This is a genomic window from Streptomyces sp. NPDC085931 (genome assembly GCF_044540565.1).
In the GTDB taxonomy this organism is placed as follows: domain Bacteria; phylum Actinomycetota; class Actinomycetes; order Streptomycetales; family Streptomycetaceae; genus Streptomyces.
On record NZ_JBITSK010000006.1, the window covers coordinates 21,146 to 33,347 of the forward strand.

Sequence of the window (12,202 nt, forward strand, 5' to 3'; positions counted from 1 at the left end):
TGGTGCGGGCCAACGCACTGTACGGACCCCGGACCCACGACGTCCGGGGCGATCCAGGAAGTGGAACCACCCGTGAGCAAGGACGCCGTGAACACGGCTGCGGCCGCGCCGCGCACCGATGCGGCCCAGGTGCCCGCGGACGCGGGCGACGCCGGTTACAGCAAGGACCTCAAGGCCCGCCACGTCAACATGATCGCCATCGGTGGCGCGATCGGCACCGGGCTCTTCCTGGGGGCGGGCGGCAGGCTGCACAACGCGGGCCCGGCGCTCGCGCTGGCGTACCTGGTCTGCGGCGTCTTCGCCTTCTTCGTCGTGCGGGCCCTCGGCGAGCTGGTCCTGTACCGGCCCTCCTCCGGCTCCTTCGTGTCCTACGCGCGCGAGTTCCTCGGGGAGAAGGGCGCCTACGTCGCCGGCTGGATGTACTTCCTCAACTGGTCGACCACCGGCATCGCCGACATCACCGCGATCGCGCTCTACACGCACTACTGGAGCCTGTTCACCGACATCCCGCAGTGGGTGCTGGCGCTGATCGCCCTCGCGGTGGTGCTGGCCGTGAACCTGATCTCGGTGAAGATCTTCGGCGAGATGGAGTTCTGGTTCGCGATCATCAAGGTCGCGACGTTGGTCGGCTTCATGCTCATCGGGATCTTCCTGCTCGCCACGCAGCACGAGGTCGGCGGCCGGACGCCTGGCCTGAGCGTCATCACGGACAACGGCGGCGTCTTCCCGCACGGCGTGATGCCGGTCGTCCTCGTCATGCAGGGCGTGATCTTCGCGTACGCCGCGCTGGAGCTGGTCGGTGTCGCCGCGGGCGAGACCGCCGAGCCGGAGAAGGTCGTCCCGCGAGCGGTGAACTCGATCATGTGGCGGGTGGGCCTGTTCTACGTCGGCTCGGTCGTCCTGCTCGCCCTGCTGCTGCCCGGCTCGGTCTACTCGGCCGACCAGAGCCCCTTCGTCACGGTCCTGTCGAAGATCGGCGTCCCGGCCGCGGGCGACGTGATGAACCTGGTGGTCCTCACGGCCGCCATGTCCTCCCTCAACTCGGGCCTGTACTCCACGGGCCGCATCCTGCGCTCCATGGCGATGGCCGGCTCCGCGCCGAAGTTCACCGCCCGCATGAACCGCAGCCAGGTCCCCTACGGCGGCATCCTGCTCACCTGCGCGGTCTGCGTCCTCGGCGTCGGCCTGAACTTCCTCGTGCCGGCCCAGGCCTTCGAGATCGTGCTGAACGTCGCCTCGCTCGGCATCATCAGCACCTGGGTGATCATCATGATCTGCCATCTGGTCTTCGTCCGCCGTGCCAAGGCGGGCCTGGTCGCCCGGCCCTCCTTCCGCCTCTTCGGCAGCCCGGTCACGGAGATCGCCACGATCGCCTTCCTGATGGCCTGCCTCGCCATGATGTGGAACGACCCCGAGGTCGGCCGCAAGACGCTCCTGCTGATCCCGCTGATCGCGATCATGCTGGTGGCGGGCTGGTTCGGCGTGCGCCGCCGGGTGTCGCAGACGGCCGACCAGGAGCTGTCCGAGCTGGCGGGGTAGCGGCCCCGGCCCGGGCCACCGCCAGTGCCGCGAGCGGCCGGTCCGCCGGCCGGAAGGGGAGCGTCCCGTCAGCGCGGGACGCCGAAGGCCCGCAGCAGGCAGCCGGTCAGCCGGCGGGCGATCGTCCCGCCGGGGTCCAGGCGGGGGTTGAAGATCGTGACGGTGAGGCCGGCCGCGCCGTCACCGGCCAGTGCCGTCCCCAGCACGGTCTCCAGCTCCTGCCAGGACAGGCCGTCCGGCAGCCGGTGGTCGACGGCCGGCATCACCGCGTCGTCCAGGACGTCGACGTCGAGATGGACCCAGTAGCCGGCGCCCCCGCCCGAGCCGGTCAGCAGGCCGACCGCCCGCCGGGCGGCCTCGCCGGCCCCGAGGGCGCGCACGGTGTGCAGGTCCAGCGCGTGCAGCCCGTCCGGCAGCGGCTGCATCCCGTACGCCGCGGACTCCTCCGCGTCCCGGAACCCCAGGGCGACGACGTCCTCGTCCCGTACCAGCGGGCCGCGCCCCTCCAGGTCGGCCAGCGGGCGCGGGCCGCGCCCGGTGGCCAGGGCGAGTTCCATGGAGGCCGCCTCGCCGGCCGGCTCGGCCTCCGGCTGGTAGAAGTCCGTGTGCCCGTCGAGGAACAGCAGCCCGTGCCGGTCCCGGCGGCGCAGCGCCAGCAGCGCGCCGAGCAGCACGCTGCAGTCGCCGCCGAGCACCAGCGGGAACCGGCCGCCGTCGAGGACCGCGCCCACGGCGTCGGCCAGCTGCGCCGAGTAGGCCGCGATGCCGTCCGGGTTCAGCACCCCGGTCGCCGCGTCCCGCCGCGGGTCGTAGGGCGGCGGCTCGACCCGCCCCGCGGGCTGCGCCGCGAGCGCCTCGGCCAGCCCGGCGCCGAGCAGCGCCGGCGCCAGGTCCTCGACCCCCGTCGGGCGCAGCCCCAGCACGGACGGTGCCTCGACGATCGCCACGTCCCGCACGCCCGGCACCTCCGTCGGCCGCCCTCGTGTCACGCCGCCGGGCCCGTACGCCCGGTGCGTATGGGCCCACCGTAGACCGCTCGGCGGGACGCGGCGCGGTCAGTGACGGTGCCCCGTGCCCTCCGCGTGGCCGCCGTGCTCGTGCACCCCGTTGGTCGCCGCGATCCTCTTCCACGACTTGGGCGGGGTCACCGTCTTGCCCGCCTTCGCGACCGCCGCGGCCCGGGCCGCGGGCACCCCCGGCTTGGACGGCTGGAACAGCCAGGTGTCGAAGAGGGCGGCCAGCGGCTTGCCGGAGACCTCCTCGGCGTAGCGCCGGAAGTCGGCGACGGAGGCGTTGCCGTGCGCGTACTTCTGCGGCCAGCCCTTGAGGATCGTGAAGAACGCCTCGTCGCCGATCGCGTTGCGCAGCGCCTGCACGGCCAGCGCGCCCCGGTCGTAGACCGCGATGTCGAACTGCTCGTCCGGTCCGGGATCCCCGGGCCGCACCGTCCAGAACGGGTCGTCGGCGGGGTGCGAGGCGTACACGTAGTCGGCGAGCTCCTGCGCGGTGCCCTCGCCCTCGTGCTCCGACCACAGCCACTGCGCGTACCGGGCGAAGCCCTCGTTGATCCAGATGTCCTTCCAGCCCTTGAGGGACACCGCGTCCCCGTACCACTGGTGGGCCAGCTCGTGGACGACGACGGACACGTTCGACCCGTTGGCGAACTGCCGGGGGCTGTAGTACGGCCGGGTCTGGGTCTCCAGCGCGTAGCCGGTGGTGGTGTTCGGGACGTACCCGCCGAGCGCGTTGTACGGGTAGGGGTCGAAGTATCCGCTCAGCCAGTCCGCGATCTCGCCGCTGCGCTCGATGCTCGCGCGGGCCGCGCCGGCGTGGTCGCCCAGGTCCTTGCTGTACGCGTTGACGACCGGGATGCCGCTCTCGGTCGTGCCGGTGGTCAGGTCGAACTTCCCGACCGCGAGCGTGGCGAGGTACGTGGCCTGCGGCTTGTTGGAACGCCAGTTCCAGCGCGTCCAGCCGAGCCGTGAACTCGTCGACTGGAGCGTGCCGTTGGAGATGGCCTGCGTGCCGTCCGGCACCAGCACGGACACGTCGTAGGTGGCCTTGTCGAGCGGGTGGTCGTTGCTCGGGAACCACCAGGCGGCCGCCTCCGGCTCGTTGGCCGCGACACCGCCGTCCGGGGTGCGGTGCCAGCTGGTGAAGCCGTAGGCCCGCTTCGACGACGGCACGCCGTGGTAGCGCACGACGACGGTGACGGCGGTGCCCTTGGACAGCGGGGTCTTCGGTGTGATCTCCAGCTCGTGCTCGCCGGAGGTCGTGAACGAGGCCTTGACCCCGTTGACGCGTACCTCGTCGACGTCCAGCAGGAAGTCGAGGTTGAAGCGCGACAGGTCCTGGGTGGTGCGGGCCACGAGGGTGGCCGTGCCCTCCAGTTCGTCCGTCGCCGGCTGGTACTTCAGCCGGAGGTCGTAGTGGGAGACGTCGTATCCGCCGTTGCCGTAGGCCGGGTAGTAGGGGTCGCCGATCCCCGGCGCGCCGGGGGAGTGGGGGGCGGCCGATGCCGGGATCGCCAGCAGGAGAACGGCCGCTGCCAGGGCTCCCGGCACGATGATTCTGCGGTGCACGCAAGGCTCCAAGTCGTAGGTCCCGAAGTCTGTCCGGAGCCTATTGACTCCCTGCGTCTCTGGTCATGTCCATGGCCTCTCTTGTCACACGATCGCCATTCGGCCGACACGGGACAGGCGCCCCGCCGGCCCCTCCCGGACACGCCGGTCCGTCAGCCGCCCTCTTCTGCACAGGAGTTCACCGATGTACCGTCCGGCGCATGCCGAAACGCACGCGCTTCACGACCTGGAGACCGCTCGCGACGGCGGCCACGGCCGCCCTGATGGCCACCCTGCTCACCCCGGCGGCCGCACAGGCGGCACCGCGCGGGAGCGAACCCGTCCACTCCTACGAGAACGCCATCCGCGAGGCCGTCTGGGTGGACACCGGACTCGACGGGAACGGCGACGGAAAGGCCGACCGCGTCGCCGTCGACATCGTCCGCCCCCGCGAACCCGCCGCCCAGGGCCGCAAGGTGCCCGTCATCATGGACGCCAGCCCGTACTACTCCTGCTGCGGGCGCGGCAACGAGAGCCAGAAGAAGACGTACGACGGACACGGCGACGTCGTGCAGCTGCCGCTGTTCTACGACAACTACTTCGTCCCGCGCGGTTACGCGGTCGTCGGCGTCGACCTGGCCGGAACCAACCGCTCGGACGGCTGCGTCGACGTCGGCGGCCGCTCCGACGTCCGGTCGGCCAAAGCCGTCGTCGACTGGCTCAACGGCCGCGCCAAGGCCTACACCACCCGCACCGGCACCACCCGCGCCGAGGCCGACTGGACCAACGGCCGCACCGGAATGATCGGCAAGAGCTGGGACGGCACCATCGCCAACGGCGTCGCCGCCACCGGCGTCGAGGGCCTGGAGACCATCGTCCCGATCAGCGCCATCTCCTCCTGGTACGACTACTACTTCCAGCAGGGCGCCCCGCTGTACGACTCCGGCCCCGACTGGCTCTCGAACTACGTCAACAGCCCCGACGCCCGCGCCACCTGCGCGGCCGTGCAGCGCAAGCTCGCCGACGGTGCCCCGCGCAGCGGCGACTGGACCCCGCTGTGGACCGAGCGCGACTACGTCAGGGCCGCGCGCAAGGTGAAGGCCAGCGTCTTCCTCGTCCACGGCCTGCAGGACCTCAACGTCCGCATGAAGCACGTCGGCCAGTGGTGGGACGCCCTCGCGAAGAACGGCGTCGACCGCAAGATCTGGCTCTCGCAGACCGGCCACGTCGACCCCTTCGACTTCCGGCGCGCGGAGTGGGTCGACACCCTGCACCGCTGGTTCGACCACGAACTCATGGGCTACGACAACGGCATCGACCGCGCGCCCATGGCCGACATCGAGCGCGCGCCCGACCGGTGGAGCACCTCCCGGACCTGGCCTCCGGCCGGCACCCGCGCCGCCACCCTGCGCCCCGGCCCGGGCGCCCAGGACGGCGTCGGCACCCTCGGCCTGCACCGCCGCCACGGCACCGCGACCGTCACCGACGACCCCGCGCTGAGCGAGACCGACTGGGCCGCGAACATCGACAAGCCGACACCGGAGAAGGCCGGCTTCGTCACCGGACCGCTCACCCGTGACCTGCGCCTGTCCGGCTCCTCCGAGGTCACCGTCACCGCGACGCCCTCCACCCCGACGGCCCACCTCTCCGCCGTCCTCGTGGACATCGGCCCCGCCACCATCCGCGACTACGCCGACGCCGGCGAGGGCATCACCACCCTCGCCGACCGCACCTGCTGGGGCGCGAGCACCGCCGGCGACAGCGCCTGCTTCAAGGAGACGAAGGCGAAGACCACCGACGTCGACTACACGATCGTCAGCCGCGGCTGGGCCGACCTCGGCAACCACGCCTTTGACGGCAAGGGCGCCCCGCTCACCCCGGGCAAGCGGTACACGATCACCCTCGACCTGGCGGCCACCGACCACGTCGTGCCGAAGGGCCACCGCCTGGCGCTGATCGTCGCGGGCACCGACAAGGATCTCATCGACCCTCCCGCCGACCGGCCGACCCTGAAGCTCGACCTCGCCCGCACCTCGGCACGCGTGCCGTTCGCCGGCGGAGCCACCGCCTTCGCCCGCGCCACCGCCGGTGCCGCGTCCGCCACGCCCGGCGCCTCCCTCCTGGACGGCGTCCGGGAGCCGCGCACCACCCACCGCGTCCCGGGGGAAGCCCGGTGATCCGCGCCCGCGCCCTGACCCTGACCGCCGCGGCGCTCGCCGCCTCCCTGGTCGCCGTCCCGGCCGAGGCGACGGCCACGGACGCACCGCCACGCACCGGCTTCGAGCAGACGAACGGCGCCCGCTGGACCACCCAGCCCGAGGAGCAGGACTTCCTCCGGGCCGTGGACCGGTTGAGCGGCCGCGTCTCCGTGACCCGCTTCGGCACGACGAAGCAGGGCCGCCCCCTCCAGCTCGTCCGGATCGGCACCCGGCCCCGTCCGAACAAGGTGCTGCTCGTGTGCAGCCAGCACGGCGACGAGCCCTCCGGCCGCGAAGCCTGCCTGACCACCGTCCGCGACCTCGCCCACGCCCAGGACAGCCGCACCCGGCGCTTCCTGGACCGCACCACGGTCCTCGTCGTGCCCACCGCCAACCCGGACGGCCGGGCCGCGCACACCCGCGGCAACGGCGACGGCGTCGACATCAACCGCGACCACCTCGCCCTGAGGACCGCCGAGGGCCGCGCCCTCGCCGCCGTCATCCGCGACCAGCGCCCCGACCTCGTCTACGACCTGCACGAGTACGGAGCCACACCCCCCTACTACGACAAGGCCCTGTTCGACCTGTGGCCGCGCAACCTCAACACCCATGACGCGGTCCACGAGGAGGCGCGCACGCTCTCCGAGGCCTACGTCCGGCCCGCCGCGCAGCGGGCCGGCCACTCGACCGGCACCTACGGCATCTGGACCGACCCGGACACGGGCGAGCCGATCCGGCAGGTCGCCGGCGACGGGCAGGAGCGCATCCTGCGCAACATGTCCGGGGTGAAACACTCCGTCGGCCTGCTCATCGAGAGCCGCGTGGACCCGCTCACCGACGCCGAGAAGGCTGACGAGGCGCTGAACAACCGGCGCCGGGTGACCTCGCAACTGGCCGCCCTGAAGGGCCTGTTCGGCTTCACCGAGGAGCGCCGTGGCCGGATCGAGGCGGCCACGGGACGGGCCCGCCTCGCTGGGTACGCCGACAGCGGCCCGGTCTACCTCGGCGGCGCGGACAACGATCCCCCCGAACCGTCCGAGCTCGTCCCGGACCCGCCCTGCGGGTACCGGCTCACGGCCGCCCAGTACGCCGAGGTCGGCGACGAACTGGCCCTGCACGGCGTGCGGGTGCGCAAGGACGCCGAGGGCGTGCTCGTCCCCCTGCGCCAGTCCCTGCGGGCACTCGTCCCGCTGCTGCTCGACGACCGGGCCGAGTACCACCTGACGGGAGGTTCACGCGAAACCGCGTGCTGAGGAGGGTGAAAATCCGCCACACGTGGTAGCAGCGTTACGGAGGAACCGATTCTCCACGCTGTCCCGATGAAAGGTGCCGCCTGTGACGCAAGAACGACCAAGCGACAAGGACTCCCACGAGGGAGCCGCGCTGCCGGGGTCGGAAGCGGGCCTGCCCGGCCGGAACCGGCCGCAGACCGACCGCGTCGTCTTCGGCGTCACAGCGGTGCTCACCCTCGCCTTCGTGGTCTGGGGCGCCGCGGCGACCGACTCGCTGGAAGACGTCTCCACGAGCATGCTCAGCGGCCTGATGCACAACGGCGGCTGGGCGTTCATGCTCGCCGCCTCGGGCTTCGTCGTGTTCGCCCTGTGGCTGGCGATCAGCCGCTACGGCCGGATCCACCTGGGCGCGGAGGGCGAGGAGCCCGAGTTCCGCACGGTCTCCTGGGTCGCCATGATGTTCAGCGCAGGCATGGGCATCGGCCTGATGTTCTACGGCGTGAGCGAGCCGCTGTCGCACTACACGACGGCCCCGCCGGGCACCGATCCGGCCGACTCCGGCGAACGCATGGAGACGGCCATGGCGACCACCCTCTTCCACTGGACGCTCCACCCCTGGGCGATCTACGCCGTGGTGGGCCTGGCCATCGCCTACAGCACCTTCCGCAGGCGCCGCCGGCAGACCATCAGCGCCGTGTTCACCCCGCTCATCGGCAAGAAGAACGCGAACGGCGCCGCCGGCCGGGTCATCGACATCCTCGCGATCGTCGCGACGGTCTTCGGCTCCGCCGCCTCCCTGGGGCTCGGCGCGCTGCAGATCGGCTCCGGTGTGCAGGAGCTGGACTGGATGGACAAGGTGAGCACCGGGCTGCTCGTGGCGATCATCGCGGTGCTGACCCTGGCCTTCGTCGCGTCCGCGGTGTCGGGTGTGGAGAAGGGCATCCAGTGGCTGTCCAACACCAACATGGTGCTGGCGCTGGTGCTCGCCCTGTTCGTGTTCGTGGCCGGGCCGACCATCATCGTCCTGGACCTGCTGCCCACCTCGGTCTTCGCCTACCTCGGCGACCTGCCCCGGCTGGCCGGGCGCACGGAGGCCAGCGGCGGCGAGGGCGTCGCGGACTGGCTGGGCAGCTGGACCGTCTTCTACTGGGCGTGGTGGATCTCCTGGACGCCCTTCGTCGGCATGTTCATCGCCCGGATCAGCCGGGGCCGCACCATCCGGCAGTTCGTGGGCGGGGTCATCCTCGTGCCCAGCACGGTCAGCCTGGTCTGGTTCGCGATCTTCGGCGGCTCGGCGATGAAGATGCAGGAGGAGGGGCAGCTCGGCAAGGAGACCACCCCGGAGGGCCAGCTCTTCGGCGTGCTCCAGCAGTTCCCGATCGCCACCGTGACCAGCCTGCTCGTGATGATCCTGGTCGGCATCTTCTTCGTCTCCGGCGCGGACGCGGCCTCGATCGTCATGGGCACGCTGTCGCAGAAGGGCGCGCTCGAACCGGGCCGGCTGGTCGTGGTGTTCTGGGGCGTGGTCACCGGCGCGGTCGCCGCGATCATGCTCATGGTCGGCAGCGGGCAGGGCGACGCCCTGACGGGCCTGCAGAACCTCACGATCCTCGCGGCGGCACCGTTCGTCGTCGTGATGACCTTCATGTGCGTCGCGCTCATGCGCGACCTGCGCCGCGACCCGGTGATCGTGCGCGAGCAGATGGGGTCCGAGGCCGTCGAGCAGGCCGTCATCGAGGGCCACAAGAAGTACGACGGCGAGTTCGAGTTCCGCGTCGGCCCGGGCCGCGGCCCGGACGTCGAGGGCGACCCGATCGGCAAACACTGACCCGGCCCCTGAACACCGGCCCGCCCCTGCGGCGCCCCGGGGCATCCCACCCGGGGCGCCCCGGGCAGGATGCCCGGCCCCGACCACACCGGAATCCGCCCCGCGACACCCATCACCCCGTCACCCCGCCCCGCGGCACCCCATCACCCGGCGCTCCGGCGCCCCGGCGCCCCATGACCTCGGCACCCCGGCGCTCCGGCAACCCGGCGCCCAGGCGCTCCGGAACTCCGGCGCTCTCGCGTCCCGGCACCCCATCACCCCGGCACCCCATCACCCCGGCGCCCCTGCGCTCTCGCGTCCCGGCACCCCGGCACCCCTGCGCCCCATCACCGCTCGCGTCCCGGCACCCCACCACCCCTGCGCCCCATCACCCCCCGTGCTCCGGCGCCTCGCGCCCCGTTCCTCCATCACCCCCGCGCCCCGGCGCTTCGGCGCCCCATCAACCTCGCGCTCCGGCGCCTCGGTGCTCTGCCGCTCCGGCGCCTCCGCACCCCCGCGCTCCGGCGCCCCGTCCCGGCGCCCCACTACCCCCGGCGCCCTGCGCCTCGGCGCCCCCGCGCCCCCGCCTCCGCGCTCCTGCGCCCCCGCGCCTCATCACCCCCGCGCCTCGGTGCCCGATCACCCCCGCGCCCCCGCACCTCGGCGCCCCCCGCCGCGCCCCCCGCACCTCTCCGCCCCCCCGCCGCGCCCCCGCACCTCGGCGCCGCCCCCCCGCCGCCCGCGCGCCGCTCCCGGCCCCCGGCAACCCAGGGCCGGGCTCCGCCTCAGCCCGTGATCAATTCCGCCGCCTCCTCCGCGCAGCCCCACGCCACCGTGACGCCCGCGCCGCCGTGGCCGTAGTTGTGCACCAGGAGACGGCCGTCCGGCAGGGCGTCGCGTTCCAGGCGGACCGCCGGGCGGGCGGGGCGCAGCCCGACCCGGTGGGCCAGCACCTTCGCCCCGGCGACCTCCGGCCGCAGCGCCGCACAGCGCGTGACGATCGCCTCGGCCGTCACCGGGTCCGGCTCCAGGGACCACGCGTCCTCCTCCGCCGTGCCGCCGAGGACGAGCCCGCCCGGCTGCGGGAACAGATACGCGTACTGCCCGGCCGCGTCGCTGGAGACCAGCCAGGTGTCGATGCCGGGGTTCTCCACGACGACCAGCTGCCCGCGTACCGGCCGCACGGACGGATCCGGCACCAGCTCCCGCGCCGCGAGCCCCGTGCAGTTCACCACCACCGGCGCGTCGGCCTCCGCGAACGAGGACACCGCACGCGCCTCGACCACCCCGCCCGCCGCGACGAACCGCTCCCGCAGCCACGCCAGATGCACCGGCATGTCGATGAGCGGCAGCCGAGCCCGCACCCCCGGCCCCGCGTACTCCCCGGCCGTGGTGGACCGCAGCCCCGGCACCCGCTCCGCCAGCCACCCCGCCACCTCGTCGAGCCGGGTCTCGCCCAGTACCCCTTCGACCATGCGTACGCCGGCCCGCCCGCCCCGCCCCGCCAGCCCCTCGTACACCTCCAGCGACCGCAGGCCCCACGCCCGCGCCAGGGGGGCCGGCTCGATCCGGTAGGGCCACCACAGCGCACCCGCAACGGCGGAGGTGGTCGCCTCGGCGGGGTCCCGCGTCCACAGCCGCACCCGCCGCCCCCGCTCGGCGAGCACCACCGCGGTCGTCAGCCCGACGACCCCGCCTCCGACCACCACGATCTCGTCACCCGGTTCGTCTGCCATGGCCGGACCGTAGCGGAATACGTCATGCCGTGCTCACATCACGCCATGTGTGGGGATACTCACTCCATGTGCGCCGAGTACGCCCAGTACACGACCTTCGGCCTGGCCCCCGCGATGCGGGCCGGCGGAGTCCTCACGGACGGTGGCTACCAGGTCCACCGGGACTTCCTGGACTTCATCGTCGACGGCCGCCCTCTGCTGTTCCGGCTCTCCGACCTCGACGCGGTCTCCCCGCTCGCCTCCGACGTCCCACCCGCGATCTTCACCGCCCAGGTCCGCAGCCTGCTCCTGGAGAGCCCGGCCCCGCTGCCCGGAGGCCGGTACGTCGTCTACGGCTGCCCGGAGTGCGCGGACCTGGCCTGCGGCGCCGTCACCGCGGTGATCCGCCCCGACGGGGAGGACGTCATCTGGCGTGACTTCGCCTGGCAGACCGGCGAACACGCCGACCTCGAACGCAACGGCTACCACGGTATCGGCCCGTTCCGCTTCCGCGGCGGCGAATACCGTGCTGCCCTGACCGCCCTGCTCGACGGCTCCGCCCCGGACCCCCGCCGCCGTATCCTGCTGATCGGCGCCCGCGTCGCCGTCCTGGCCCGCCTCGCCGCCGCGTTACGCACCATCGGCGTCGGCGCCGACATCGCCCACGACGCCGACGGCGTGCCCGCCGACGAACTGCGCGGCTACGGCGCCGTCGTCTTCGGCCCGGACACCGCCGACCGGGAACGGGCCGCCGTCCGCCGCGCCTTCGCACACGCCCGGGTCCCGGTCGCCCACGTCGACGGCCTCGCCCCGATCGTCCCGCTCCTCGTCGCCCAGATCGAACACGCCCTGGACCGCAGCCCCGCCGGACAGCGCCGCCTCACCGCCCTGACCGCCGACGGCACCGGCGCGGACGTCGACGTCACCTCCGCCTGCCGGGTCACCCTCACCGCCTACCGCCTCGACCGGCTCTCGCGCACCCGCATCCACGACCTCTTCGACGGCGTCCTGGAGCCGGGCCGCCACCGTCTCGCCCTGGACCCGAAGGCGGTGAAGGGGCAGTCCTTCCTCGTCGCGCGCACCACGGGAAGCGTCCTGGCGACGGCGGTGGCCCACGGGCCGTGACCCTCGCGGCGGCCCACTAGGATCG

At 73.2% G+C, this 12,202-nt stretch carries 8 protein-coding genes; 5 read left to right on the top strand and 3 right to left on the bottom strand.

Annotation, left to right across the window (positions count from 1 at the left end; genetic code table 11):
• Positions 1–72: 72 nt before the first annotated feature.
• The gene (locus ACIGAN_RS13640; RefSeq protein ID WP_399857265.1) at positions 73–1,539 is read left to right on the top strand and encodes an amino acid permease; all 1,467 of its coding nucleotides are present in this window, start codon (positions 73–75) and stop codon (positions 1,537–1,539) included.
• Positions 1,540–1,607: 68 nt separating this feature from the next.
• On the opposite strand, the gene ACIGAN_RS13645 is transcribed toward ACIGAN_RS13640, so the two are convergent.
• Together ACIGAN_RS13645 and ACIGAN_RS13650 are read right to left on the bottom strand one after the other, a co-directional pair.
• Positions 1,608–2,495 carry an arginase family protein gene (locus ACIGAN_RS13645; RefSeq protein ID WP_399857267.1) on the bottom strand — a complete coding sequence of 296 codons (888 nt, stop codon included), beginning with the start codon at positions 2,493–2,495 and terminating at the stop codon, positions 1,608–1,610.
• A gap of 99 nt (positions 2,496–2,594) precedes the next feature.
• A complete protein-coding gene (locus ACIGAN_RS13650) occupies positions 2,595–4,121 on the bottom strand; it encodes a M1 family metallopeptidase (protein ID WP_399857269.1) in 1,527 nt (508 codons plus the stop codon).
• Between the two features lie 200 nt (positions 4,122–4,321).
• Here ACIGAN_RS13650 and ACIGAN_RS13655 point away from each other — a divergent pair, with 200 nt between their 5' ends.
• The 3 genes from ACIGAN_RS13655 (at position 4,322) to ACIGAN_RS13665 (ending at position 9,358) form a co-directional block, all read left to right on the top strand.
• Positions 4,322–6,277 (top strand): Xaa-Pro dipeptidyl-peptidase, encoded by a 1,956-nt coding sequence (locus tag ACIGAN_RS13655; protein ID WP_399857271.1) that lies wholly within the window; start codon positions 4,322–4,324, stop codon positions 6,275–6,277.
• Complete coding sequence (locus ACIGAN_RS13660; RefSeq protein WP_399857273.1) at positions 6,274–7,551, top strand: M14 family metallocarboxypeptidase; 1,278 nt, start codon at positions 6,274–6,276, stop codon at positions 7,549–7,551. The genes ACIGAN_RS13655 and ACIGAN_RS13660 overlap by 4 nt, the downstream gene beginning before the upstream one ends.
• 82 nt (positions 7,552–7,633) lie before the next feature.
• The gene (locus ACIGAN_RS13665) at positions 7,634–9,358 is read left to right on the top strand and encodes a BCCT family transporter (RefSeq protein WP_365098801.1); all 1,725 of its coding nucleotides are present in this window, start codon (positions 7,634–7,636) and stop codon (positions 9,356–9,358) included.
• 764 nt (positions 9,359–10,122) lie between these two features.
• Here ACIGAN_RS13665 and ACIGAN_RS13670 read toward each other — a convergent pair.
• Positions 10,123–11,073 carry an NAD(P)/FAD-dependent oxidoreductase gene (locus ACIGAN_RS13670; RefSeq protein ID WP_399857275.1) on the bottom strand — a complete coding sequence of 317 codons (951 nt, stop codon included), beginning with the start codon at positions 11,071–11,073 and terminating at the stop codon, positions 10,123–10,125.
• Between the two features lie 66 nt (positions 11,074–11,139).
• Between ACIGAN_RS13670 and ACIGAN_RS13675 the strand changes: the two genes are divergently transcribed.
• Positions 11,140–12,177 (top strand): oxidoreductase, encoded by a 1,038-nt coding sequence (locus tag ACIGAN_RS13675; protein WP_399857277.1) that lies wholly within the window; start codon positions 11,140–11,142, stop codon positions 12,175–12,177.
• Positions 12,178–12,202: the final 25 nt, after the last annotated feature.